This window comes from Citrobacter sp. Ce129 (genome assembly GCF_030334545.1).
GTDB lineage: Bacteria > Pseudomonadota > Gammaproteobacteria > Enterobacterales > Enterobacteriaceae > Citrobacter > Citrobacter europaeus.
Map to the genome: position 1 here is coordinate 462,032 of NZ_JAOWDS010000051.1, position 24,020 is coordinate 486,051.

Here is a 24,020-nt window from a genome sequence, read left to right on the forward strand (position 1 = left end):
TTTCAATGGTAAAAACACGTTGAGGGTGAAATGGGGACAAGCGGGAAGGATTTCAAGCGGAAGCCGCCGTCGCGGCCTCCGTTTGTTCAGAATTTAATCTTGTGTCGTCCTGCCAGAGAGTGCGACAGCGTGGTGCCATCGACCATTTCCAGCTCGCCGCCTACCGGAACGCCATGGGCGATACGGCTGGCTTCAACGCCATACTGCATGCAAAGCTCAGCAATATAGTTGGCGGTCGCCTCTCCTTCGACCGTGGGATTGGTCGCCAGGATCAGTTCGTTGATTTGCTCAGACGCCAGTCGCTGTTCGAGACGATCCAGCCCGATATCATCAGGGCCAATACCGTCCAGCGGCGACAGGTGTCCCATCAGCACGAAGTAACGTCCGGAAAATTGCCCAGTTTGCTCAATGGCGTAGATGTCCGCCGGACTTTCCACCACGCAAATCTGACCGTTCTCCTGGCGACGCGGGTTCGAGCAGATGTTGCAGACGTCCTGCTCTGTGAAGGTGCGGCAATCGGCACAGTGGCCGATTTCCGACATCGCCTTCGTTAACGCCTGCGCCAGACGCATCCCGCCGCTGCGATCGCGCTGAAGCAGCGTGAACGCCATGCGCTGCGCAGACTTCGGGCCAACGCCCGGCAGACAGCGCAATGCTTCCATAAGCTGAGTTAACAGCGGGCTGGTTTGCATCAGAACGGCATCTTAAAGCCAGGCGGCAGCTGCATTCCGGAGGAAACAGAAGCCATCTTCTCTTTCTGCGTCTCTTCAATGCGACGCGCCGCGTCGTTGAATGCCGCAGCGACAAGGTCTTCCAGCATTTCTTTGTCGTCTTCCAGCAGGCTTGGATCGATCTCCACGCGACGGCAGTTGTGCGCGCCGTTGATGGTCACTTTAACCAGGCCCGCGCCAGATTCGCCGGTCACTTCCAGCTTGGCGACTTCTTCCTGCATCTGTTGCATTTTTTCTTGCATCTGCTGGGCCTGTTTCATCAGGTTACCCAGACCGCCTTTACCAAACATAGGCTTCTCTCTCAATCACGTTAAGGGATGACGACCGTCAAACCATTAGGCTCACGATCAAATGGGGCGAATACTCTCTTCGTCCAGGTCCGCATCGAAAAAACGACGCAGCGTCTGAATGTTATTATCCGCAATAATCGACTCACGCGCCTGCGCGAGCTTCTCTTCATAAATGGCCTGACGCCACTCCAGCGGCGTACGCACCGCTGGATTATCATCTTCAACGATGGTCAATTCAACCGTTGACCCCGTTAAGGAACTCAGTGCTTCAGCCAGTTTTTGCTGCGCGCCGCTGGAATTAAGGTGTCGCTGCGTGGAACGCAGGTGCAGGCAAACCACGTTGCCATTCTCTTCTTTCCAGGCATTGAGCGCCACCTGCTCCACCAGTTTTGGCAGCGAGAGCTGGCTTACCTGCGCAGCCCACGGGTCGCGTTCAATGGCTTCAGCCGCAAGCTTTGCCGCCAGCTCCGGCGTTTTTTCATGCTCAAGCGCTTTTTTCAGCGCTTTCGGCGTGGCGACGACTTCTTTAACTTCTGCAACAGGATTGGCCGCTTTCCAGCGATACGCTTCTTTCTTCGCTGGCGCTTTTTCCAGCGCAGAAACTGCCGGACGCGCCTGAACACGTTCCGACACCGAAGCCAGTCTTTCCAGCGCAGCATTATTCACCGGCCGCGCGCGGGAAGCGGCTGCCGGTTCACTCTTTTTTGGTTTGGTTGCTCCCTGAGCACGTTGCAACTGACTGCGCGCCGCCAGCACCTGGCTGGTGGCATTGGAGAGCGGCACATTCTGTTGCTGTTGCGCAGGCGCTGGCTGCTGCTGCACCTGCGTCGGGGTCATCACCGCAGTGGGTGCGGCCGGGGCAAACGACTGTCGCTGGACTTCAGGTTCCGGGAGCGGCATGCGCGGATGAAAAGCCAGCGCACGCAGCAGCGTCATTTCGACGCCCATTCGCCTGTCCGGCGCATACGGCAGTTCTTTGCGCCCGATTAACAGAGTCTGGTAGTAAAGCTGCACATCGGTTGGCGGGACGATCCGCGCCAGCTCGCGCATACGCTGTTCAATGGCGGCCATATCGCTACCGAGCGCGGCGGGTGAAAGTTGAACCATAGCAATACGGTGCAGCAAAGCCGACATCTCAACCAGCAGCGCTTCCCATTCGATCCCACGCGCAGCGGCATCGTTAACCAGCGTCATAACGCGTTCACCGTCCGCAGCCACAACCGCTTCAACAAGCGAGAGCGCCTGGTCGTCGTCCAGCGTGCCGAGCATGGTGCTGACCGCGTCGGTCGAGACCTGACCATCGCCGCTGGCGATCGCCTGATCGGTCAGACTCAGCGCATCGCGCAGGCTACCGTCCGCGGCGCGAGCCAGCAGTTGCAGCGCACGTGGTTCATGCGCGATATGCTCTTCTTTGAGAATATGCTCAAGCTGATGACGAATCTGATCGACATCCAACGCTTTAAGATGGAATTGCAGACAGCGCGACAGGATAGTCACCGGCAGCTTCTGCGGATCGGTAGTCGCCAGCAGGAACTTAACGTGCGCGGGCGGCTCTTCGAGCGTTTTCAGCAAGGCGTTAAAACTGTGGCGCGACAGCATGTGCACTTCGTCGATCAAGTAGACCTTAAAGCGACCGCGCGCAGGCGCATACTGGACGTTATCCAGCAGGTCACGAGTGTCTTCGACTTTGGTGCGTGAGGCGGCGTCGATTTCAATCAGATCGACAAAACGCCCCTGCTCGATTTCGCGGCAGTTATCGCACACGCCGCACGGCGTCGCGGTGATGCCGGTTTCACAGTTTAATCCCTTCGCCAGCAAACGGGCGATAGAGGTTTTCCCGACGCCACGGGTGCCGGAAAACAAATAAGCATGATGAATACGCCCTAGCGACAAGCCGTTCGCCAGTGCCGTCAGCACATGTTCCTGGCCGACGACGTCAGCAAAGGTTTGTGGGCGCCATTTTCGGGCTAAGACCTGATAACTCATTGGCAGGCTCTGAAAGGCTGGAGGGTGGATTCACAGGGGGATAATGCTAACACAACCTCGCAGCGACGGCGAGGTTGTGTGTCTCGGTATTACTTCAACCGGGATAAGATAGCCCGACTTAGTGGCCTGGGAATGGAACCAGGCTATAACAGGTCAGCCCCTGTTTTTCCAGACGCTGTTCGCCGCCCAGATCAAACAGGTTAATGATAAAAGCGGCATCGGTCACTTCGCCACCCAGACGGCGGATCAGTTTCACGGTCGCTTCAATCGTGCCGCCGGTTGCCAGCAGATCATCCACAACCAGGACTTTATCGCCAGGTTTGATGGCATCAACGTGGATTTCCAGCTGATCGGTGCCGTATTCCAGTTCATAGCTCTCAGCAATAACTTCACGCGGAAGCTTACCGGGTTTGCGTACTGGAACAAAGCCGACGCCCAGACCCAACGCTACCGGCGCGCCAAACAGGAAGCCACGCGCTTCGGTGCCAACCACTTTTGTGATACCCGCATTTTTGTAGCGTTCAACCAGCAATTCAATGCTGAGGGCGTAGGCTTTCGGGTCTTCCAGTAAACTGGTGACATCACGAAAGAGAATGCCCGGTTTTGGGTAGTCGTGGATGCTTTTGATGCTATTTTTGAGAAACTCAAGCTGCTGTGCAGTCGCGGTCATAAGTTTGTGCCTGATTAATACAGTATTACTTCACGGCGCACTATACACTTCATCCTCGACGTATCTTGGATGATTTTGTGTCTATATATGAGTCAAGGTTACACTTGCTTAACCTTTGACCACCTGCGCCTGTGCTCGAAAACGGTCGAATTTACTGACTGTGGGAGACAATTGCAACAGCGTTTATTGCGCTTTACTGCTTTTGTTGTTTTTCATCAATCACCGGGATCCGCCACATAAAAATCAGTAAACAGGCGAGGATGACCAGCAGCAGGCCGCGTACCCACATCATATTGACCAGCCACAGTGAAATACCAAACGTCACCAGGATCAACAAAATAGCGCGCGGCTTCGCTCCCGGCGGCATCGCGCGGTGTTTTTGCCAGTGGCGCAGATACCCGCCGAACCACGAACGGTACAGCAGCCAGTCGTGAAAACGCGGCGATGAGCGGGCAAAACACCAGGCAGCCAGAAGTATAAACGGCGTCGTCGGCAACAGAGGCAATACAACGCCCAGCGTACCTAGCACTACCGCTATCCAGCCAATGATGATTAGAATAATGCGTTGCATAATATGAGTACTTAACACAGAGAATCGCTACTTTAGCATAACAGTTCTCATTTTCATCGGAGTGTTGTCGTGAAAACCGTCATGCTGCTTCAGACGCTCGAAAACCAGCTTAACCGCCTACGCCAGCGTTGTGCCCCGCTGGCGCACCATGCAACGCTTAGCGCCCGCTTTGACAGACATCTGTTTCACACCCGCAGCACGTTGCTGCAGGCCTGTCTGGATGAAGCAGATGATAATCTCGCGGCCCTGCGCCGCGCAGTCGAGCAGCAGCAACTACCACAAATTAGCTGGCTTGCGGAACACCTTGCCTCACAGTTAGAGGCGATTTCACGTGAAACCGCCAGTTGGTCGCTCCGGGAGTGGGACAGCGCATCTCCAGGTCTTGCGCGCTGGCAGCGCAAGCGAGTACAACACCAAGAGTTTGAACGCCGTCTGGTTGAAATGACGCGAGAGCGCAAAGAGCGCCTGGCTCAGGCTACCGGCTTTGAAGAACAGCAAAAACTGCATCGTGAAGTAGAAGCATTCGAAGCGCGACTCGCGCGTTGTCGTCATGCACTGGCAAGAATAGAAAACGTGCTGGCGCGTTTAACCCGCTAATCCCCGGAGAATTTATGTCATTAGAGAATGCCCCGGACGAGGTCAAACTGGCCGTCGACCTGATTGTTTTACTTGAGGAAAATCAGGTTGCGCCTGAAACAGTGCTGAAGGCGCTAGAGATTATTAAACGGGATTACGAAAGGAAACAGCTCTCTTCTTCTAAAAAAGCGCTATAGCTGAAATGCCTGATGGCGTTGCACTTATCAGGCCTACGAATGAATCAAAGCTCGCGGGCCTGATGATTTTTTCTATTAACCTACCGAAGGCGTCGGATCGTCACCCTTGATGATGTCACGCTTAACCTCGGTCACGGTGTCGCCTTTCGCATTATGCAGGTGCACTTCGAGCTGGTTAAAGGCAATATCAATGTCGTTTTCACGGCACAAACGATCCACCGCACGGTTAAGTTCATCAACCGTATGACTACGATCGCGCAGTTCACGTACGTATAAACGCAGTTCATGATCCAGCGTACTGGCGCCAAAGGCGGTAAAGAACACCGCAGGCTCCGGATCGTGCATGACTTTCGGGTGTTCCATCGCCGCCTGCAGCAGCACTTTCTTCACTTTGTCCAGATCCGAACCGTAGGCCACACCAATGCGGATCACCAGACGCGTGGTGGTATCAGAGAGCGACCAGTTGATCAAACGCTCCGTCACGAATGCTTTGTTCGGGATGATCACCTCTTTGCGATCGAAGTCGGTAATGGTGGTGGCACGGATACGAATCTTGCTGACCGTTCCTGAAAACGTACCGATAGTCACGGTATCGCCGATGCGGACCGGACGTTCAAACAGAATAATCAGACCGGAAACAAAGTTACCGAAAATTTCCTGCAGACCAAAACCAAGACCAACCGACAGAGCAGCTGCCAGCCACTGTAGCTTATCCCACGAGACGCCGAGCGATCCGAAGACCGTCATCGCGCCGATGGCGATGATGGCGTAGTTAAGGATCGTAGTGATCGCATAGGAAGCGCCCTGACGCATCTTCAGTCGCGAAAGCACCAGCACTTCCAGCAGGCCGGGTAAGTTACGGATCAGCGCCCACGCGACCATTGAGGCAATAATCGCAAACAGCAGACTGCCCATGGTGACGTCTTTCACCACCGCAGCCCCTGCTTCGGTGCCGTTGTAATGCCAGAGCGTTATGCTGTCGAGGTAGCTGAATACGGTTATCAAATCAGACCAAATAGCCCAGAACAGAACCCCAAACAGGGCAACCATCACCAGCATGGTGATACGCAGCGTTTGCTGGTTAACCTGCTCCAGCGCAATGGTCGGTTCTTCCTGTGGTTCTGCGCCTTCAGCCCCTTCTTTAACCAGGTTCTGACGACGCGCCAGCGCACGACGCCAGGCAATACGGCGTGCCGCTACGCTCAATCCACGCAGCACCGTCTGGTACAGCAGGTTCCAGAGGATAACCAGATAGACCGTTTCAATCCAACGACCGGCCAGGCGCAGCGTGGTGTAGAAATACCCTGTCGCCGTCAGCACCATTAGTGCAATCGGAATAATAGACAGCACGGTAATGGTGACCAGACGTAGACCATGCGACTCTTTGTCACGCCAGCTTTCGCGGCACATTGGCCATACCAGAAAGGCGATCAGCAGCAGGTTGAGGAAAATGACCACCTGGCCAAGCACATCGTCCATCAAATTAAGCGGCGACAGCTCAGCAATGACCGACCAGAAGTTGAGCGGCAACAACGCAAGGCTGATACGAACAATCTGGCGGCGCCAGTGGCTGGTCTGCTGCGCTGGCATGCCAAAATGACGAATCGCCACGCCATCTTTTTCCAGCACCTTCCAGCACAGACCAAACACCAGCCAGAAGATGGTCATCTTCTTGCTAAACGCCCACAGCAGGTCACTGATATTCAGCTGCATGGTCAGCAAAATCAGGCCCACCGCGAGGATAATCAGACATGCCGGCAAGGCTCTGATGAGATCGATCAGAATTGCTTTGGGTGTATTAAGCTGGCTGTCGTTACGCAGGTTCCCCACCGCGGCGGCTAATTTTGCCTGATAATCCTTCAGCCACCTCAAACGCCAGCGGATTAACCCGGCGATAAGCAGCAGCGGCAGCCCTGCCAGGAACGCAATAAATACGGCTGGCCAGGCTTTTTCCCAGTTCACCGTGATTTTCATCGACTTAAACTGGTCTTTTAGCGTTTGTGGGAAGGCTTTGATCCAGTCCCAGTCCATCGGACGGTTACTGTTAACCCAGAAAATTTGCTGCGTGAGGATCCCTTTCAGGTTTTTCGACACGCTCATTAACTGTTGCTGGTTGATTTGCAGATTAATCGCCATCATCAACTGGTTGCCCAACTGCTTATTTAGCTGATCCAACAGTTCACGACGCATATCCACGACCTGCATCAGGGCATCGTGGACTTCAGGATTAACTTCGTTGCTGTGCCCTTCTTCCAGTTTGGCGACAAACGCATCGTTCTGGAACAACGCATCACGCTGCTGGTTGACCTCGAACTGCTCCAGACGCAAATCGGCGATCCGGTTGGTCATATCGGCAAGCTCATCTGCCGACGGCAGCGTTTGTTGTTGCTGATATAAAATGCGCGACAGCAGCAGACTGCCTTTCAGAACGGCGATCTGCTCTTTAATGTTGCGTTCGGATTGCAGGGCGCGGTCAAGCCAGTTTTTAACTTTGATATTTTGCTGCATCAGGCTGTTGCCGTTTTCAGTCGCGGCAATCAGGCGCTGGCTGAGCTGATGGTTAACATCAAGCTCCTGCTTCACTAACGGATTGGACTGGATACGCTCGGCTTCGTCCGGCGTTACCGCTTCCTGCGCCGTCTTTTCGGTTAACGTCAGTCGTTTGCTGTTCACCGCTTCTTGCAAGAGCTGAAGCTGATGTTCAAGGCGGTTACTGTTCGCCGTCACGTAATCGCGTTGTTTTTGCAGGGTGTCCTGCAAAACCGTATTACCTTCGAGGCTCTTACGCTGCTGGTCGATCTGCGCATTCAGCAGCGCCTGCTGCGCCTGCAGCAGCACCTGCTGGCTGGGGCGTAAAGCCGCCTCTCCCACACTGGTGCCATCAAGTCGATTGCGAATTTGCTGCATCTGTTGCGACGCAGTGTACATCGCATTTTGTACGCGCTCTGGCTGCGTCTGCAGCGACACCAGTTGGCTGTTGTAAGCGGCAAGATCGTTTTGCGAACTTTGCAGGTCATCCAGAACCTGCGCCACGCGCGACTCAAGCTGTCGTAAGGAGAGCGTACTCAGCGTTTTTCGCGTTTCATCGTCATTATCAACATCGCTAAGCGAATTTAGCGCATCCGTCGCCTGACGCATTTTTTCCGGCGCCTGGGCAACTTTCTGCCGAAGCTGTACGGTTTCATCCTTCACGCGATCGATTTTATCCAGCGTGGCAATGGTATCGATGAGATCTTGTTGGACCAGCTTATCCTGCGCGGAGAGATCTTTTTGTTTATTCAGCGTGTCTAACTGGCTCTGAATATCCGCTTTCGTCGGCAGTTCACCACTCTGTTGCGCCCGCGCAAATGCAGATGACTGGCAGGATAGCAATAGAATGAAGAAAAGAATGGTAATAGCAATAAGATGCTGTGAACGTTTATAGAGCTGCAACATAGTCATGAGAATGAACGTTTCTGAACCGGAAAAGTGACCGAAAATAGTCAAGCGGCAAGAATATCACGGCTGTGACCGGCAGAATAGCAGCAGGCAAAACGACCAGGAGAATTCCTGGTTCCGACCCAAAGCGTTAGCAGGTTTTCGCCACGTTAACCCGCAGGCTTGGGCAGAGAAGACACATCTCCAGCAGTACAGCGATGTATTCCCGGGCCTCTTTTTTCAGATCAAAAGATTCTGGGGCAAATAACCAGTTCTCTATAATTCCGGTAACGTAGCTACGCAGCAGCACCGCCACGCGACGCGTGTTCAAATTTTCCGGCAGCATGTTGGCATTCATGCAGTGCCGCAATGTTTGTTCGATACGGTCGTAATTTTCAATACACAGACTACGTTGAGCTAACTGAACAGAGGCCATTTCCCCGACAAATTCGCATTTGTGGAATATAATTTCCAACAACAAACGTCGGCGTTCTTCTGTCACGGTAGCTTCAAGAACGTAAATTAAAATTTCTCTTAATACTGATAGTGGATCGTCGGGGAATTTTGCCTGATACTCAATCTCTAACTCATCAATGTTAGGTTTTGCTAGCTCCCAGATTTCACTGAATAAATCCGATTTGTTTTTGAAATGCCAATAGATTGCGCCGCGCGTGACACCAGCGGCTTTTGCGATCTCCGCAAGCGAGGTGGATGATACCCCTTGTTGCGAAAACAAACGCAGAGCGACATCGAGAATGTGCTGTCGTGTTTCCTGTGCTTGTTGTTTGGTTTTTCGTGCCATAGGTCAGTGAATTTACAGGCGTTAGATTTACATACATTTGTGAATGTATGTACCATAGCACGACGATAATATAAACGCAGCAATGGGTTTATGGGCTTTTAGCCATTGATCAATTTGAAATCGGACACTCGAGGTTTACATATGAACAAAAACAGAGGGTTAACGCCTCTGGCAGTCGTTCTGATGCTCTCAGGCAGCTTAGCGCTAACAGGATGTGACGACAAACAGGCCCAACAAGGGGGCCAGCAGATGCCAGAGGTTGGAGTTGTTACGCTCAAAACTGAACCTCTACAGATAACAACCGAACTCCCGGGTCGCACCAGTGCGTATCGCATTGCTGAAGTTCGTCCTCAGGTTAGCGGTATTATCCTGAAGCGTAATTTCACGGAAGGTGGTGACATCGAAGCGGGTGTATCTCTCTATCAGATTGATCCTGCTACTTACCAGGCCGCTTATGAAAGCGCAAAAGGCGATCTGGCCAAAGCACAAGCCGCAGCAAATATCGCTCAACTGACGGTCAAACGTTATCAGAAACTGTTGGGGACTAAGTACATTAGTCAACAGGATTACGATAGCGCGCTGGCAGACGCACAGCAGGCGAACGCCGCCGTTGTCGCCGCGAAAGCCGCGGTAGAAACTGCACGCATCAATCTGGCCTATACCAAAGTGACGTCGCCGATCAGCGGCCGCATTGGTAAGTCATCCGTTACTGAAGGCGCTCTGGTGCAAAATGGTCAGGCGACCGCACTGGCGACCGTTCAGCAGCTTGACCCAATCTATGTGGACGTGACGCAGTCAAGTAACGACTTCCTGCGCCTGAAACAAGAATTGGCCAACGGCACGCTTAAGCAAGAAAACGGTAAAGCGAAAGTCGAACTGGTGACCAATGACGGTATTAAATTCCCGCAGTCCGGTACGCTGGAATTTTCTGATGTGACGGTTGATCAAACCACCGGATCGATTACGTTACGCGCAATCTTCCCTAACCCGGATCACACCTTACTGCCAGGTATGTTCGTTCGCGCACGTCTGGAAGAAGGGACTAACCCAACTGCATTACTGGTTCCACAGCAAGGCGTTACCCGCACACCGCGTGGCGATGCCAGTGCATTGGTTGTCGGTGCAGACGACAAAGTTGAAACTCGTCAAATTGTCGCCTCACAAGCGATTGGCGACAAATGGTTAGTCACTGATGGACTTAAACCGGGCGACCGCGTGATTGTCACTGGGCTGCAAAAAGTACGTCCTGGCGCGCAGGTAAAAGCGCAGGAAATCACCGCTGATAACAACCAGCAAGCAGCAAGCGGTAGCCAACCTGAACAGTCCAAGTCTTAACTTAAACAGGAGCCGTTAAGACATGCCTAATTTCTTTATCGATCGCCCAATATTTGCGTGGGTGATCGCCATTATCATCATGTTGGCAGGGGGGCTCGCGATCCTCAAATTGCCGGTAGCGCAATATCCAACTATTGCACCGCCTGCAGTGACGATCTCCGCGACCTATCCTGGCGCTGATGCCAAAACAGTACAGGATACTGTTACGCAGGTTATCGAACAGAATATGAACGGTATCGATAACCTGATGTACATGTCCTCAAACAGTGACTCCACGGGTACCGTGCAGATCACCCTAACCTTCCAGTCTGGTACTGACGCGGATATCGCACAGGTACAGGTGCAGAACAAACTGCAGCTGGCAATGCCGCTTTTGCCGCAGGAAGTACAACAACAGGGCGTGAGCGTTGAGAAATCATCCAGCAGCTTCCTGATGGTTGTCGGTGTTATCAACACCAACGGCACCATGACGCAGGAGGATATTTCCGACTACGTGGGCGCCAACATGAAGGACGCCATCAGCCGTACTTCAGGTGTGGGTGACGTTCAGTTGTTCGGTTCCCAGTACGCGATGCGTATCTGGATGGATCCGAACAAACTGAATAACTTCCAACTGACGCCGGTTGATGTGATCAGCGCCATCAAAGCGCAGAACGCCCAGGTTGCAGCCGGTCAGTTAGGCGGTACGCCGCCGGTGAAAGGCCAGCAGCTTAACGCGTCGATCATCGCGCAAACCCGTCTGACCTCTGCCGATGAGTTCAGCAAAATTTTGCTGAAAGTGAATCAGGACGGTTCTCAGGTGCGTCTGCGTGACGTAGCGAAAGTCGAACTGGGTGGCGAGAACTACGACATCATTGCGAAGTTCAACGGTAAACCTGCATCCGGTCTGGGTATCAAGCTGGCGACAGGCGCTAACGCCCTGGACACCGCTAACGCTATCCGCGAAGAACTGAAGAAGATGGAACCTTTCTTCCCGTCAGGTCTGAAGATCGTTTATCCGTATGACACCACGCCGTTCGTGAAAATTTCTATTCACGAAGTAGTGAAAACGCTGGCGGAAGCAATCATTCTCGTGTTCCTGGTAATGTATCTGTTCCTGCAGAACTTCCGCGCGACGCTGATTCCGACTATCGCCGTGCCGGTGGTGCTATTGGGTACGTTTGCCGTCCTTGCGATTTTCGGCTTCTCGATAAACACGCTGACGATGTTCGGGATGGTGCTCGCCATCGGCCTGTTGGTGGATGATGCCATCGTTGTGGTCGAGAACGTTGAACGTGTAATGGCTGAGGAAGGGCTACCGCCGAAGGAAGCAACGCGTAAATCGATGGGCCAGATTCAGGGCGCACTGGTTGGTATCGCGATGGTGCTGTCAGCGGTATTTATCCCGATGGCTTTCTTCGGGGGTTCTACCGGCGCAATTTACCGTCAGTTCTCCATCACCATTGTTTCGGCGATGGCGCTGTCAGTCCTGGTGGCATTGATTCTGACCCCTGCCCTGTGTGCGACCATGCTTAAACCGATTGCTAAAGGCGATCACGGAGAAGGCAAAAAAGGCTTCTTCGGCTGGTTTAACCGCATGTTCGATAAGAGCACGCACCATTACACCGACAGCGTGGGCGGAATTCTGCGCAGCACCGGTCGTTATCTGGCGCTGTATCTGATAATCGTCGTGGGCATGGCCTATCTGTTCGTTCGTCTGCCAAGCTCGTTCCTGCCGGATGAAGACCAGGGGGTATTCCTGTCAATGGCTCAGCTGCCAGCGGGTGCAACGCAAGAGCGTACCCAGAAGGTGCTGGACGAAATGACGGATTACTATCTGACCAAAGAAAAAGCGAACGTTGAATCGGTGTTTGCCGTTAACGGCTTTGGCTTTGCTGGTCGTGGTCAGAACACCGGTATCGCGTTCGTTTCTCTGAAAGACTGGAGTGAACGTCCTGGCGAAGAGAACAAGGTTGAGGCGATTACTCAACGTGCGATGGGCGCATTCTCGCAGATTAAAGACGCAATGGTCTTTGCCTTTAACCTGCCAGCCATTGTGGAGTTAGGGACCGCCACCGGTTTCGACTTCCAGCTGATTGACCAGGCAGGTTTAGGTCATGAGAAACTAACCCAGGCGCGTAACCAGCTGTTTGGTGAAGTTGCGAAGCATCCCGATCTGTTAGTCGGCGTACGTCCTAACGGTCTGGAAGATACGCCGCAGTTCAAGATCGATATCGATCAGGAAAAAGCGCAGGCTCTGGGTGTTTCCATTAGTGACATTAATACAACGCTGGGTGCAGCATGGGGCGGAAGCTACGTGAATGACTTCATCGACCGTGGTCGTGTGAAGAAAGTTTACGTCATGTCTGAAGCGAAATACCGTATGTTGCCGGAAGATATTGGCAACTGGTATGTTCGCGGCAGCGACGGGCAGATGGTGCCGTTCTCCGCCTTCTCTACCTCACGTTGGGAATATGGTTCACCGCGTCTGGAACGCTATAACGGTCTGCCTTCCATGGAAATCTTAGGCCAGGCCGCACCGGGTAAAAGTACCGGTGAAGCGATGGCAATGATGGAGCAACTGGCCAGTAAACTGCCATCCGGTATCGGCTATGACTGGACCGGTATGTCCTACCAGGAACGACTGTCCGGCAACCAGGCCCCTGCCCTGTATGCCATTTCACTGATTGTCGTATTCCTGTGTCTGGCGGCATTGTACGAGAGCTGGTCAATTCCGTTCTCCGTAATGCTGGTAGTACCGTTGGGTGTTATTGGCGCATTGCTGGCGGCGACGTTCCGCGGCCTGACCAACGACGTTTACTTCCAGGTAGGCCTGCTCACAACCATTGGGTTGTCGGCGAAGAACGCGATACTTATCGTCGAATTCGCCAAAGACTTGATGGATAAAGAAGGCAAAGGTCTGATAGAGGCGACGCTGGACGCGGTACGTATGCGTTTACGTCCAATCCTGATGACATCGCTGGCCTTTATTCTGGGCGTAATGCCGCTGGTAATCAGCTCCGGCGCAGGCTCCGGCGCGCAGAACGCAGTAGGTACAGGCGTAATGGGCGGGATGGTGACGGCAACCGTGTTGGCTATCTTCTTTGTTCCGGTGTTCTTTGTGGTGGTACGCCGCCGCTTTAGCCGCAAAAGCGAAGATGTTGAGCATAGCCACTCAGTAGACCATCATTGATAGCTCTCTAAAGATAAGGCCGCGCAAGCGGCCTTTTTTCTGGAAAAATCATAAAAACCACTTATTGCGATATCGTTTATTTTCTCTGGGGTAAATAAGCGATATAATCCCTGTAGGCTTAAAGGCTATTCTTAAAAAACATTGAGAGTTCTTATTTACTTTAATAAATATTAAGATTATTCCTAGCTTTTGACTGGCATTGTCGACTGTTACCTTGCGCTGCTAAACCTAATCAAGATAACCCGATGATTGCCCGAAGAATAAAGAAGTTGTCCCATTCCGAATAGCCGTACGTATCTGTTAAAATGTAAAAATGACCTGACATCATAATTTTGCATAATTGTAATTTTTCGTGATATGACGATGAAATCTTTTTTAGAGTAGATTATAGTTAAATCATCAGGAGTCGCGGGCAAGTTCCAGGTAGTTTGTTGTATCCATCCCGAAAGGTGTTCGGTTAGTTTAAGCCACTAAGAAGGGGATGCGTTATGGATGAATACTCACCCAAAAGACATGATATCGCGCAGCTTAAATTTCTCTGCGAAACCCTGTATCATGACTGTCTTGCAAACCTTGAACAAAGTAACCATGGCTGGGTTAATGACCCTACCTCTGCCACCAGCTTGCAGCTCAATGAACTGATAGAGCATATTGCAACCTTCGCACTTAATTATAAAATTAAGTACAATGAAGACAATAAGCTGATTGCGCAGATAGATGAATACCTGGATGACACTTTTATGTTGTTCAGCAGTTATGGTATTAATACGCAGGATCTGCAGAAATGGCGGAAGTCAGGTAATCGTCTGTTTCGCTGTTTTGTCAATGCCACCAGGGCTAATCCTGTTAGTTTGTCTTGTTAAAAATTATTACAATCATAGGTAAGAGTTATGTCCGATAAACCATTAACTAAAACTGATTATTTGATGCGCCTGCGACGTTGTCAGACAATTGACACACTTGAGCGCGTTATTGAAAAAAATAAATATGAATTGTCCGACAACGAACTGGCTGTATTTTACTCAGCAGCAGATCACCGCCTTGCTGAATTGACTATGAATAAGCTCTACGACAAGATTCCAACTTCTGTTTGGAAATTCATTCGCTAATTGCTCACGGGTTAAGTCAGGTATAGCAGTACATTTGTCTGGCTGACCATTTTCGTATTTACAATAGTTATTTAATTCAAATCACGTGACTACGATCACAGCGAACCAACGGGAACGTTCCCCTTGCTGGCATTGCGTTTTACTGTGTTGAAATGATCTCCAGGACACAGGGAATTCGTAATGAGTAATGAAAAGCAAAAAATGATCGCCGGTGAACTTTATCGCCCGGCAGATGAAACATTGCGCAACGACCGGCTACGCGCTCGTCAGTTGACCCATCGCTACAATCACACCGCTCCCGATGAAAAAAGCGAGCGACAAGCTATCCTGCATGAGCTGTTGGGTCAGAGCGAGGGCGCTTATATTGAACCCTCTTTTCGTTGCGATTACGGCTACAACATCTATCTCGGTAAAGAATTTTACGCCAACTTCGACTGCGTTATGCTCGACGTCTGTCCGATCCATATTGGCGACAACTGCATGTTAGCGCCGGGCGTCCATATCTATACCGCGACCCATCCGCTGGATGCCACCGAGCGAAATAGCGGCATGGAGCTGGGTAAACCCGTGACGATTGGCAACAACGTCTGGATAGGTGGGCGCGCGGTGATAAACCCCGGCGTAACGTTGGGAGATAACGTGGTTGTGGCCTCAGGCGCGGTAGTCACTAAAAGCGTTCCGGCCAACAGTGTGGTTGGGGGCAATCCCGCGAGGATCATCAAAACGCTGTGATCTTAAATGTAACTGTTATGCTAAATTGTGGTTAATCTGTTACTTTCTTCAAAAGGTATCCCCTTTTAAAATAGGGCGATCACACTTGAATTTTGCAGACACCACGAAGGCAAGAGATGACAGAAATACAGCGCCTGCTTACTGAAACAATCGACGACTTAAATATTCGCGAAAAGCGCGACAACAAACCGCGCTTTAGCGTCAGCTTTATTCGCAAACACCCAGGGCTGTTCATCGGCATGTATGTTGCGTGGTTTGCCACGCTGGCGGTGATGCTACAGTCAGAAACGTTAGTCGATTCAGTATGGCTGCTGGTGGTTCTGTTCGTCATACTCAACGCGTTTTTCTTTTTCGACGTTGCGCCGCGATACCGCTTTGAAGATATCGACGTACTGGATTTCAGAGTTTGCTACAACGGCGAATGGTACAACACGCGCTTTGTCCCCCCTTCACTCATCGACACCATCCTGCACTCACCCTCCGTCGATAGTGAACATAAAGCACAGCTGCAAAAAATGATATCGCGTAAAGGCGAACTCTCATTTTACGATGTCTTTACCCTAACCCGCCCCCAGACCAGCCAGTAAAGGCGACCTCAGTACAGATAAAAAAAGTGCGTCCCTGTGGAGGAAACGCACTTTAGTCCCTGAAATGCTGGCAAAGAAACTAACGTCTTTTTTTACGCCCCTGTACCGCTTTAAAGCGTGGGTTCGTTTTGCAGATAACGTACAAACGCCCTTTGCGTTTTACTATCTGGCAGTCAGGATGGCGCTGTTTCGCACTGCGAAGTGAATTGAGTACCTGCATCTTAACCTCGCTTAGCGCCAATAAAATGGCCAAAACGTTTCTGGAAACGAGCTGCGCTGCCTTCGTTATCAAAGGTTTTTTGTTTCCCGGTATAGTACGGATGCGATTTGGAAGAGATATCCAGGGTCACGTATGGGTACATTTTCCCCTCAAACTCAATCTCACGCTCAGTCTTGATGGTCGAACCGACCTTAAAGAACTCATTGGCACTGGTATCGTGAAACACCACAGTACGGTAAAAAGGATGAATATCCGGTTTCATGGCAACCTCAATTTGTTACGTTATAACATAACCATTAAAATACACCACTCTTGTACAAACCACAACCTGATTTACGCTACAGAGAGTTAAACGGGATGATAAGTGGCCGTAAATATATGATGCCAATCGAATAGCTTTTTCGGCTTTCGGATATACTTTCCCTACGCTGTGTTAATAAGGATATCACTGTGACAACACGACATCTGATAAGCCTGGTGACAGGGGTACTGTTTCTTTCCATCCTCGCGCCCGTAGGTTTAAGCTTGTGGCTGGCACATCGTCAGGTCGAAACGAAATTTATCGATGAACTCGATATGTTCTCAACGCGAGTCGCATTACGCACGGAACGCGTAGGCGAGCAGGCCAGGAAAGCATTACGCCATATTGAAGCCTTTCAGGGGGTGCCTTGTAGTGAAGAGCATCTGCTGGAAATGCGTCGTTTGTCATATAGCTACCGCTATATTCAGGAAGTGCTGTACCTCAAAGATAACGTTCCGCAATGCTCATCTCTGGAAAAAAGAAGCCAGGCTGACGCATTTCCCCCCGCAATGAAAGTCACGCCTGATGGATATCGCGCATGGCTTACTACGCAGAACGATTTGGGGATTAAGCGCTTTATGGCGGCATTAGGGAGCGAACATTACGTTGTGATGGTCGATCCGAGCTCTTTCATAGACGTCATCCCGTTTGGCTCATGGCCAATTGAAGTCACTATCATTGGCACTGTGCGCAACGTCGTGGTTGCCAGTAGCGCCGATCTGCCTTCGGACGTTTTGCAGCATGTACAGCAAGAACGCTCGATTACCCATTTTCAGAAAGATGGCAGCATTTTTAACGCCCGCCCTTTCCCGGAGCTGGGCATCACTATCGTAACCTGGGCCTCCACCCTGCCATTGCAAAAAACCTGGCACCGACAGGCGCTGATCTGGCTCCCGGCAGGCATTCTTATCGGCCTGCTCACCGCCGCCTTTGTACTGCGCATTTTGCGCCGCTTACAGTCGCCCCATCACCAGCTGCAGGACGCTATCCAGCATCGGGACATTAAAGTCCACTACCAACCGATTATCTCGCTCAAAACGGGGAAAGTGGTCGGGGCAGAAGCGCTGGCTCGCTGGCAGCAAGCCGACGGAAGCTATCTGTCGCCGGAAATCTTCGTCGCCATGGCGCAGCAGACCGGACTCTCAGAACAGCTCACCCGTTTGATTATTGAAAGCGTATTTGATGATTTAGGAAAATGGCTTCGCCAGCATCCGGAGCAGCATATCTCCATCAACCTTGAGTCAGCCGATCTGTCTTCCGAAACTCTTCCTGCCCTGTTAAGCCAGAAGGTGAACCACTGGCAGCTAAAACCTGCGCAAATCGCGCTGGAACTCACCGAACGCGAATTTGCCGACCCGAAAAACAGCGCGCCGTTTATTGCCAAATACCGTCAGGCGGGTCACTCAATTTATATTGATGACTTTGGTACCGGCTATTCCAGCCTGAGCTATTTGCAGGATCTGGATGTAGACATCCTGAAGATAGACAAATCGTTCGTCGATGCGCTGGAGTACAACAACGTCACGCCGCATATTATCGAGATAGCGAAAACGCTGAAGCTGGAGATGGTAGCGGAAGGTATCGAAACCGAGAATCAGGAAGCCTGGCTACGCCAGCACGGCGTGCAGTACGGTCAGGGGTGGCTTTACAGCAAAGCGCTGCCGAAAGCAGAATTTATTCTGTGGGCAGAAAAACGGCTTTAACATGGCTGTTGATGTTGAGATGGCTGGCGGCACGCCGCACAGCCAGTCACATCACTCTTCCATAATGGGCGCAAATCCACCGTAGATCATTCGCTTGCCATCAAATGGCATAGATTCACCGAATTCCTTCATACGGGGATCGGACATCATCTTCTGATTTGCCGCATCGCGGACCTCTTTGGAAGGGTATTCAATCCAACTGAATACGACTTCTTCATGATCCTGCGCTTTCACCGCCATGCGAAAATCGGTCAGTTTGCCGTCGGGGACATCATCTGCCCAGCACTCCACCACGCGCAATGCACCGAACTCCTTGAAAAGCGGAGCTGCTTTTGCCGCCATCGCAATGTACGCCTCCTTGTTTTCAGCGGGTACGGCAACCACAAAGCCATCAACATACTTCATGAGAAAAACCTCCGAAGTGTACTGCGCGGCAAGCCGATTCCGGCCGCGTCAGTCGAGGTTAAGTTTAGTCGCCAGCAGGCGATCGTGCCCCAGGCGCATTCCTGATGCGAATACGCGCCTGCGGCTGATGGCGAAACCATGGCAGGCAAATCTGAATGAGCGGCCCGATAGCCAGTGCATACAGCACGGTCCCTAACCCAACGGTTCCTCCCAGCAACCAACCGATAAGCAGCACCGACACTTCGATTGCGGTTCGAATTCGTCGTACTGGCCAGCCGGTACGCGCGTGAATACCGGTCATCAGGCCGTCACGCGGACCGGCGCCAAAACCGGCACCAATGTACAGACTGGTTGCTAACGCATTCAGGATCACCGCTGACACCAACAGCCCGCTGCGCGCCAGCAGGGATTCAAATCCCGGAATCACCAGCAGCGCGGCATCTGCCGCCAGCCCAATCATAATCACGTTGCTCAACGTGCCAAACCCTGGGCGCTGGCGCAGTGGTATCCACGCCAGCAGTACCAACACGCCCACGGCAATAATCACCACGCCGATATTCATCGACAGTAAATTTGCCACCCCCAGGTGAAACACGTTCCACGGATCGGCCCCTAAATCGGCACGGACAAACATCGCCGTCGACACACCGTACAGCGTCAGCCCGATAAACAGCTGAAGTAAACGACGCAGCATGCTTTTCCCCTCTCACTCTCAGATAACTTTCATCTTCACCGCAATTGGCACTATGATTAATGTCCAGTTTTCAAAAAGTGGACTGCTATGTCATCTCGCCGTTACGGAAGCCAGTCTTTGCAGCGCCTGCTCGGACACTGGCAGGAAAGCCCCTCGCGAACACCCATCTGGCGACAGCTGGCAGAAGCGTTACGTTTACTGATCCTCGATGGTCGACTGGCGCTGGATAGCCGCTTACCGGGTGAACGCGAGCTCGCCGCCGTTCTGCAAGTAAGTCGAACTACCATCGCCAGCGCTATAGCGCAGTTGCGTGAAGAGGGATATCTGGAAAGTCGTCATGGTAGCGGCTCCCGGGTGATCCTGGCGGAACATATTCGCCATGTGCCGACCCGGACCAGCACCGGCACCGCGCTTGATATGTCCACGGCGGCGCTGAACGCCGGTCCCGAAATTCATCAGGCTTACCAGCAGGCGCTGTTCGCAATGCCGCAGCACCTGCAGAGCTCCGGGTATCTGCCGCAGGGGCTGTCGGTTTTGCGTGAATCCATCGCCCGGCATTATTGCGAACGCGGACTCCCGACACAGCCCGATGAAATAATGGTCGTGAACGGCGCGGTCAGTGGGCTGGCGCTGATCCTGCGTTTACTCACCGGCCCCGGCGATCGCGTAGTGGTCGATCACCCCACTTATCCGCTGGCGATTGCCGCGATTCAAGGCGCATCATGTCGCCCCGTCGGCGTGTCGCTGCCCGAGCACGGTTGGGATACGGCGGGCCTTGTCGCCACCCTTGCGCAAACTGCACCGAGAATGGCTTATCTGATGCCGGACTTTCACAACCCGACCGGACGCTGTATGGATGCCGCAACTCGCCAGGTCGTGGCGGATATTGCTGAAAGAACCCACACTACGTTAGTGGTCGATGAGACCATGGTGAACCTGTGGTATGACGCCCCGCCGCCGCCGCCGCTTGCCGCATTCAACCGCGATGCGCCGATCATCCTGCTCGGTTCGGCAGGGAAAAGCTTTTGGGGAGGATTACGTCTGGGCTGGATCCGGGCATCGGCGCGAACCATTGCCGCGCTGGTACAAACCCGCGACACCTTCGACCTGGGCTCACCGGTGCTTGAACAACTCGCCACCAGTTGGCTACTGGATAACGCCGCCGACTTTCTTCCTGACAGAAGACGCCTGCTCACATCCCAGCGAGATCTGTGCTCGGACCTGATGAACTCACATTTCCCGGAATGGCAATTTACCCAGCCGCAGGGAGGGCTCTCTTTCTGGGTTGAACTGCCCGATACGCTGGCAACGCTGTTCGCTACGCGCGCCGAAAGCGCTGGCATTCAGTTGGGAACCGGTACGCGGTTTGGCCTTGATGGCGCATTCGACCGCTTTTTGCGTATGCCTTTCACGTTACCGGATGACACAACGCGTGCCGCCTTCCAGGTATTGCAACCCATTTGGGATAACCTGCGTTTGCAGGCCAGCAGCGGGAAAATGCGTAAAATAATCTAAACGACGAGTCAAAGGACTCGTCTTTAAATGCCGTGATGGACGAGGATGCCCCGGCAATATTACCGTTGAGGAGGAACCGGGAACCCCTTCAGGGAAATCACGAAATTCTCACCATCCTTCTTAATCTTTGCCCCGGCATCACACCAGTCGGAGGCTATACGGAAGAACTCATCGCTGCCGACGTTCCAGCTCAGACGAACATGTTTCACATAACCGGAGCGCAGCATTTCACAGGCTTCGCCGTAATTACAGGCGGTTGAGAGCGATTGTTGTTTCATTTTTTCTTCTTCAGTAATCTTCGCAATGCTTTGATTTCTTTAGGAGTCAGTGCTTCAACTACGGATTCCTCCGTGTGCTGGCTATCGATATCCTCAGCGGAGACTCCCGCCTCTTCAACGGCGGAAAACGCGATCAGCAGTAGTTTTTCCGTCGCAATACTTAAATTTTCATTATGTACTTCAGCGTAATGGCGAAGCTTTTCTTTTAGCGCCTCATCAATTTTGACATTCAATACAGCGGTCGACATCGTAGAAAATCCTTGTGGTCAGCCAAAACACACCGAATGTAAGACCATGTCGTTACAGCGCGATGGCGGCGGCAAAAGCATCAAATAACATCCCCGAAACACATTGACAGCATTTGATGACAATAAAATGACATTACGATGACAAAGAAAAGAAGATAAACAGAAGGGAAATATCGGACGGCAGAAATGGGTGGGGGCCCTGCCAGCTACATCCCGGCACACACGTCATCTGCCTTGGCTGCTTCCTTCCGGACCTGACCTGGTAAACAGAGTAGTGTTGCGGGAGAACCAACAGAGCCCCCATTGAGAGCGTTGTTAACCAACGCGCAGGCGCATTATCACTGCTGCACCCTGTAATTGCAACCCATCCAGCATCGGATGCTGTTTTCTTGCGCAATGCGGCTTCACTCCTTCGCTTTTCGGCATTATGCTGGAGGATTAGCGCAGGAATAAATGATGGATATACAAGACACTTTCCCCCAACGCGTCTGGCAAATCGTCGCGTCAATCCCCGAAGGTTTCGTCACTACCTATGGCGATGTTGCCAGGCTTGCCGGTTCGCCGCGTGCTGCGCGCCAGGTAGGCGGCGTGCTCAAGCGTCTACCTGAAGGCAGCACTCTCCCCTGGCATCGGGTGGTTAATCGCCACGGAGCTATTTCGCTGACGGGTCCCGATCTGCAACGACAGCGTCAGGCGCTGCTGGCAGAAGGAATAGTGGTTTCAGGAAGCGGACAGATCGATTTACAGCGCTATCGCTGGGTGTACTAACCCTCTCCTGGCGGAGAGGGTTACAACTGCCTTAGTACTGCGTGGGAGCTGGAACCGCAGACGACGGATTCACCTGGGTTGGTGACGTTGACGGTACCGTGGTTGTCGCCCCACCGCTCGCCTGAACCGGTACTGCTGTTTGCTGTACAGGCACCAGCGTCAGGTCGGCTTTTTTACCACCCTGATTAATGACCGTCTGAACGGTATCAGTAATAAAGACCAGTTTATCATTCACCGTAATCGCCGCACTCAGCAGAATACGAGCGTTAGGCTGAATATCTGCCGGGTTAAACGGTAATACGAAGCTGAATGGCGCCTGTTTACCTTCAGTACGGACCGCTTTTTGCGACAGTACTTTTGACGGCGCATCGGCCAGTGAAGCATCCGACAGCGTAACGGTCAGCACCGCATCGGGTGGCAAGGCCACTTTCTGGCGGATCCATACCGTACCGGAAACATTCGGTTGTTGAATTTTAGACTGTGTGTCAGAAATTGACGTATTAGGGCTTGGCGCAGGCGTCTGAATATCAGCACTTTTATCGGCGCAGGCTGCCAGAGCGACCGCAACCGCTAAACCACTTACCATGTGCACGAGTTTCATTAAATTCTCCTTATCATCTATGCACCAGCGAGAACTTTCCCCGCCAGAAGAGTGGTTAACAAAAACATAACGTGACTAAGTGTGGCACAAGACAGCTATTTTTGCCTGTAATAGGCCAGTAATTCAGACAATTGCACCCATCGGACCACTTTCAAAATTGCGTTATACTCTGCCTACCTCGCTGCGAGATCGATATTACCTGGAGAGCACGTATGAGTCTGGCGCTGAAAAATTTGCTGACATTGTTAAATTTGGAAAAAATTGAAGAAGGACTCTTTCGGGGCCAAAGTGAAGACTTAGGGTTACGTCAGGTTTTTGGGGGGCAGGTTGTCGGTCAGGCGCTGTATGCCGCCAAAGAAACCGTACCAGAAGAGCGTCTGGTGCACTCTTTTCACAGCTACTTTTTACGTCCCGGCGATAGCCAGAAGCCCATCATCTATGATGTAGAAGTCCTGCGTGATGGTAACAGCTTCAGCGCACGCCGCGTTGCCGCGATCCAGAATGGTAAACCCATTTTTTATATGACCGCCTCTTTTCAGGCACCGGAAGACGGATTTGAACATCAGAAAACCATGCCGGATGCGCCAGGTCCCGATGAGTTGAAATCCGAAACGGAAATTGCCCGCTCAGTGGCGCATTTGCTGCCACCGCTGTTGAAAGAAAAATTTATCAACGATCGTCCATTGGAAGTGCGTCCGGTAGAGTTTCATAACCCCTTAAAAGGTCACGTCGCACCTCCGGCGCGCCAGGTCTGGATCCGCGCTAACGGCGAACTGCAGAACGATCTGCGCGTCCATCAGTATCTGCTGGGTTATGCCTCAGACCTGAACTTCCTGCCTGTAGCGCTGCAGCCGTACGGGATTGGCTTCCTGGAAAAAGGGATTCAGATCGCCACCATTGACCATTCAATGTGGTTCCACCGTCCATTCAATATCAATGAGTGGCTGCTGTATAACGTCGAGAGCACTTCAGCCTCCGGAGCCAGGGGCTTTGTTCGCGGGGAGTTTTATACCCAGGACGGTGTGCTGGTCGCCTCTACCGTGCAGGAAGGGGTAATGCGTAATCGCAATTAAGAATTACCGGATGGTGGCGCAAAAGCGTTGCCATCCGGC

25 protein-coding genes, 1 other RNA gene, 1 pseudogene and 1 other annotated feature are annotated in these 24,020 nt (G+C 52.3%); of the genes and pseudogenes, 12 read left to right on the forward strand and 15 right to left on the reverse strand.

The genetic code is table 11. From position 1 onward, the window contains the following. Positions 1-86: 86 nt before the first annotated feature. The 5 genes from recR to OGV77_RS04210 form a co-directional block, all read right to left on the reverse strand. On the reverse strand, positions 87-692 hold the full coding sequence (gene recR, locus OGV77_RS04190) for a recombination mediator RecR (protein ID WP_003021767.1): 606 nt from the start codon (positions 690-692) through the stop codon (positions 87-89). Further along, the gene (locus tag OGV77_RS04195) at positions 692-1,021 is read right to left on the reverse strand and encodes a YbaB/EbfC family nucleoid-associated protein (protein WP_003021764.1); all 330 of its coding nucleotides are present in this window, start codon (positions 1,019-1,021) and stop codon (positions 692-694) included. Before OGV77_RS04195 ends, recR begins: the two co-directional genes overlap by 1 nt. 57 nt (positions 1,022-1,078) lie before the next feature. Beyond that, entirely contained in the window at positions 1,079-3,007 is a 1,929-nt protein-coding gene (gene dnaX, locus OGV77_RS04200; RefSeq protein WP_080625613.1) for a DNA polymerase III subunit gamma/tau, read from the reverse strand. After that, positions 1,682-1,746, reverse strand: a sequence feature (DnaX frameshifting element). (Overlaps the previous gene by 65 nt.) 118 nt (positions 3,008-3,125) lie before the next feature. Further along, positions 3,126-3,677 carry an adenine phosphoribosyltransferase gene (apt, locus tag OGV77_RS04205; protein WP_043015422.1) on the reverse strand — a complete coding sequence of 184 codons (552 nt, stop codon included), beginning with the start codon at positions 3,675-3,677 and terminating at the stop codon, positions 3,126-3,128. 193 nt (positions 3,678-3,870) lie between these two features. Then, positions 3,871-4,248 carry a DUF454 family protein gene (locus OGV77_RS04210; RefSeq protein WP_008783969.1) on the reverse strand — a complete coding sequence of 126 codons (378 nt, stop codon included), beginning with the start codon at positions 4,246-4,248 and terminating at the stop codon, positions 3,871-3,873. Positions 4,249-4,317: 69 nt separating this feature from the next. On the opposite strand from OGV77_RS04210, the gene priC reads away from it, so the two are divergent. Continuing rightward, positions 4,318-4,845 carry a primosomal replication protein N'' gene (gene priC / locus OGV77_RS04215; protein ID WP_043015421.1) on the forward strand — a complete coding sequence of 176 codons (528 nt, stop codon included), beginning with the start codon at positions 4,318-4,320 and terminating at the stop codon, positions 4,843-4,845. Between the two features lie 14 nt (positions 4,846-4,859). After that, complete coding sequence (gene rsmS, locus OGV77_RS04220; protein ID WP_064507026.1) at positions 4,860-5,021, forward strand: pleiotropic regulatory protein RsmS; 162 nt, start codon at positions 4,860-4,862, stop codon at positions 5,019-5,021. 75 nt (positions 5,022-5,096) lie between these two features. Here the strand turns inward: rsmS and mscK are convergent, their stop codons facing one another. Next, the gene (mscK, locus tag OGV77_RS04225; RefSeq protein ID WP_043015420.1) at positions 5,097-8,462 is read right to left on the reverse strand and encodes a mechanosensitive channel MscK; all 3,366 of its coding nucleotides are present in this window, start codon (positions 8,460-8,462) and stop codon (positions 5,097-5,099) included. A 127-nt stretch (positions 8,463-8,589) separates the two neighbouring features. Further along, complete coding sequence (gene acrR / locus OGV77_RS04230; protein WP_043015419.1) at positions 8,590-9,240, reverse strand: multidrug efflux transporter transcriptional repressor AcrR; 651 nt, start codon at positions 9,238-9,240, stop codon at positions 8,590-8,592. A 141-nt stretch (positions 9,241-9,381) separates the two neighbouring features. Here acrR and acrA point away from each other — a divergent pair, with 141 nt between their 5' ends. The 6 genes from acrA to OGV77_RS04260 all read left to right on the forward strand — a co-directional run bounded on the left by acrA (position 9,382) and on the right by OGV77_RS04260 (position 16,175). Further along, on the forward strand, positions 9,382-10,575 hold the full coding sequence (gene acrA, locus OGV77_RS04235; RefSeq protein ID WP_043015418.1) for a multidrug efflux RND transporter periplasmic adaptor subunit AcrA: 1,194 nt from the start codon (positions 9,382-9,384) through the stop codon (positions 10,573-10,575). 22 nt (positions 10,576-10,597) lie between these two features. After that, a complete protein-coding gene (gene acrB, locus OGV77_RS04240) occupies positions 10,598-13,747 on the forward strand; it encodes an efflux RND transporter permease AcrB (protein ID WP_043015417.1) in 3,150 nt (1,049 codons plus the stop codon). Between the two features lie 488 nt (positions 13,748-14,235). Then, entirely contained in the window at positions 14,236-14,610 is a 375-nt protein-coding gene (tomB, locus tag OGV77_RS04245) for an Hha toxicity modulator TomB (RefSeq protein ID WP_003021733.1), read from the forward strand. Between the two features lie 27 nt (positions 14,611-14,637). After that, entirely contained in the window at positions 14,638-14,856 is a 219-nt protein-coding gene (gene hha / locus OGV77_RS04250) for a hemolysin expression-modulating protein Hha (RefSeq protein ID WP_002892050.1), read from the forward strand. 180 nt (positions 14,857-15,036) lie between these two features. After that, positions 15,037-15,588: a maltose O-acetyltransferase gene (maa, locus tag OGV77_RS04255; protein WP_043015416.1), complete on the forward strand. Its 552-nt coding sequence runs from the start codon at positions 15,037-15,039 to the stop codon at positions 15,586-15,588. Between the two features lie 116 nt (positions 15,589-15,704). Beyond that, entirely contained in the window at positions 15,705-16,175 is a 471-nt protein-coding gene (locus OGV77_RS04260) for a YlaC family protein (protein WP_043015415.1), read from the forward strand. A gap of 79 nt (positions 16,176-16,254) precedes the next feature. On the opposite strand, the gene ykgO is transcribed toward OGV77_RS04260, so the two are convergent. Both ykgO and OGV77_RS04270 read right to left on the reverse strand, forming a co-directional pair. Continuing rightward, the gene (gene ykgO, locus OGV77_RS04265) at positions 16,255-16,395 is read right to left on the reverse strand and encodes a type B 50S ribosomal protein L36 (protein WP_005125190.1); all 141 of its coding nucleotides are present in this window, start codon (positions 16,393-16,395) and stop codon (positions 16,255-16,257) included. Between the two features lies 1 nt (position 16,396). Then, positions 16,397-16,657, reverse strand: a complete 261-nt coding sequence (locus OGV77_RS04270) for a type B 50S ribosomal protein L31 (RefSeq protein WP_043015414.1) — start codon at positions 16,655-16,657, stop codon at positions 16,397-16,399. A gap of 188 nt (positions 16,658-16,845) precedes the next feature. Between OGV77_RS04270 and pdeB the strand changes: the two genes are divergently transcribed. Then, entirely contained in the window at positions 16,846-18,399 is a 1,554-nt protein-coding gene (gene pdeB, locus OGV77_RS04275; protein WP_087051625.1) for a cyclic di-3',5'-guanosine monophosphate phosphodiesterase PdeB, read from the forward strand. A 51-nt stretch (positions 18,400-18,450) separates the two neighbouring features. On the opposite strand, the gene OGV77_RS04280 is transcribed toward pdeB, so the two are convergent. Further along, positions 18,451-18,804, reverse strand: coding sequence for a DUF1428 domain-containing protein (locus OGV77_RS04280; RefSeq protein WP_003831033.1), 354 nt, complete (start codon positions 18,802-18,804; stop codon positions 18,451-18,453). A gap of 64 nt (positions 18,805-18,868) precedes the next feature. Beyond that, complete coding sequence (yczE, locus tag OGV77_RS04285; protein ID WP_043015412.1) at positions 18,869-19,498, reverse strand: membrane protein YczE; 630 nt, start codon at positions 19,496-19,498, stop codon at positions 18,869-18,871. Between the two features lie 87 nt (positions 19,499-19,585). On the opposite strand from yczE, the gene yczR reads away from it, so the two are divergent. Further along, positions 19,586-21,013: a MocR-like transcription factor YczR gene (yczR, locus tag OGV77_RS04290; protein WP_087051626.1), complete on the forward strand. Its 1,428-nt coding sequence runs from the start codon at positions 19,586-19,588 to the stop codon at positions 21,011-21,013. A gap of 59 nt (positions 21,014-21,072) precedes the next feature. Here the strand turns inward: yczR and OGV77_RS04295 are convergent, their stop codons facing one another. From OGV77_RS04295 to ffs, 3 genes are all read right to left on the reverse strand, one after another. Further along, the gene (locus OGV77_RS04295; RefSeq protein WP_016152066.1) at positions 21,073-21,291 is read right to left on the reverse strand and encodes a hypothetical protein; all 219 of its coding nucleotides are present in this window, start codon (positions 21,289-21,291) and stop codon (positions 21,073-21,075) included. Next, a complete protein-coding gene (locus tag OGV77_RS04300; RefSeq protein ID WP_043015410.1) occupies positions 21,288-21,539 on the reverse strand; it encodes a hypothetical protein in 252 nt (83 codons plus the stop codon). Before OGV77_RS04300 ends, OGV77_RS04295 begins: the two co-directional genes overlap by 4 nt. 197 nt (positions 21,540-21,736) lie before the next feature. Then, positions 21,737-21,833, reverse strand: an RNA gene (ffs, locus tag OGV77_RS04305) — signal recognition particle sRNA small type. An 84-nt stretch (positions 21,834-21,917) separates the two neighbouring features. On the opposite strand from ffs, the pseudogene OGV77_RS04310 reads away from it, so the two are divergent. Then, positions 21,918-22,307, forward strand: a pseudogene (locus OGV77_RS04310) (MGMT family protein). A gap of 31 nt (positions 22,308-22,338) precedes the next feature. Here the strand turns inward: OGV77_RS04310 and OGV77_RS04315 are convergent. Then, a complete protein-coding gene (locus OGV77_RS04315) occupies positions 22,339-22,908 on the reverse strand; it encodes a YbaY family lipoprotein (protein WP_043015409.1) in 570 nt (189 codons plus the stop codon). A gap of 212 nt (positions 22,909-23,120) precedes the next feature. Here OGV77_RS04315 and tesB point away from each other — a divergent pair, with 212 nt between their 5' ends. Beyond that, the gene (gene tesB, locus OGV77_RS04320) at positions 23,121-23,981 is read left to right on the forward strand and encodes an acyl-CoA thioesterase II (RefSeq protein ID WP_087051627.1); all 861 of its coding nucleotides are present in this window, start codon (positions 23,121-23,123) and stop codon (positions 23,979-23,981) included. Positions 23,982-24,020: the final 39 nt, after the last annotated feature.

Bases quoted from the DNA above. Each gene is read 5' to 3' on its own strand.
- recR (WP_003021767.1), bottom strand. From the start codon at position 692: ATGCAAACCAGCCCGCTGTTAACTCAGCTTATGGAAGCATTGCGCTGT.
- OGV77_RS04195 (WP_003021764.1), bottom strand. From the start codon at position 1,021: ATGTTTGGTAAAGGCGGTCTGGGTAACCTGATGAAACAGGCCCAGCAG.
- dnaX (WP_080625613.1), bottom strand. From the start codon at position 3,007: ATGAGTTATCAGGTCTTAGCCCGAAAATGGCGCCCACAAACCTTTGCT.
- apt (WP_043015422.1), bottom strand. From the start codon at position 3,677: ATGACCGCGACTGCACAGCAGCTTGAGTTTCTCAAAAATAGCATCAAA.
- OGV77_RS04210 (WP_008783969.1), bottom strand. From the start codon at position 4,248: ATGCAACGCATTATTCTAATCATCATTGGCTGGATAGCGGTAGTGCTA.
- rsmS (WP_064507026.1), top strand. From the start codon at position 4,860: ATGTCATTAGAGAATGCCCCGGACGAGGTCAAACTGGCCGTCGACCTG.
- mscK (WP_043015420.1), bottom strand. From the start codon at position 8,462: ATGACTATGTTGCAGCTCTATAAACGTTCACAGCATCTTATTGCTATT.
- acrR (WP_043015419.1), bottom strand. From the start codon at position 9,240: ATGGCACGAAAAACCAAACAACAAGCACAGGAAACACGACAGCACATT.
- acrA (WP_043015418.1), top strand. From the start codon at position 9,382: ATGAACAAAAACAGAGGGTTAACGCCTCTGGCAGTCGTTCTGATGCTC.
- acrB (WP_043015417.1), top strand. From the start codon at position 10,598: ATGCCTAATTTCTTTATCGATCGCCCAATATTTGCGTGGGTGATCGCC.
- tomB (WP_003021733.1), top strand. From the start codon at position 14,236: ATGGATGAATACTCACCCAAAAGACATGATATCGCGCAGCTTAAATTT.
- hha (WP_002892050.1), top strand. From the start codon at position 14,638: ATGTCCGATAAACCATTAACTAAAACTGATTATTTGATGCGCCTGCGA.
- maa (WP_043015416.1), top strand. From the start codon at position 15,037: ATGAGTAATGAAAAGCAAAAAATGATCGCCGGTGAACTTTATCGCCCG.
- OGV77_RS04260 (WP_043015415.1), top strand. From the start codon at position 15,705: ATGACAGAAATACAGCGCCTGCTTACTGAAACAATCGACGACTTAAAT.
- ykgO (WP_005125190.1), bottom strand. From the start codon at position 16,395: ATGCAGGTACTCAATTCACTTCGCAGTGCGAAACAGCGCCATCCTGAC.
- OGV77_RS04270 (WP_043015414.1), bottom strand. From the start codon at position 16,657: ATGAAACCGGATATTCATCCTTTTTACCGTACTGTGGTGTTTCACGAT.
- OGV77_RS04280 (WP_003831033.1), bottom strand. From the start codon at position 18,804: ATGAAGTATGTTGATGGCTTTGTGGTTGCCGTACCCGCTGAAAACAAG.
- yczE (WP_043015412.1), bottom strand. From the start codon at position 19,498: ATGCTGCGTCGTTTACTTCAGCTGTTTATCGGGCTGACGCTGTACGGT.
- yczR (WP_087051626.1), top strand. From the start codon at position 19,586: ATGTCATCTCGCCGTTACGGAAGCCAGTCTTTGCAGCGCCTGCTCGGA.
- OGV77_RS04295 (WP_016152066.1), bottom strand. From the start codon at position 21,291: ATGAAACAACAATCGCTCTCAACCGCCTGTAATTACGGCGAAGCCTGT.
- OGV77_RS04300 (WP_043015410.1), bottom strand. From the start codon at position 21,539: ATGTCGACCGCTGTATTGAATGTCAAAATTGATGAGGCGCTAAAAGAA.
- OGV77_RS04315 (WP_043015409.1), bottom strand. From the start codon at position 22,908: ATGAAACTCGTGCACATGGTAAGTGGTTTAGCGGTTGCGGTCGCTCTG.
- tesB (WP_087051627.1), top strand. From the start codon at position 23,121: ATGAGTCTGGCGCTGAAAAATTTGCTGACATTGTTAAATTTGGAAAAA.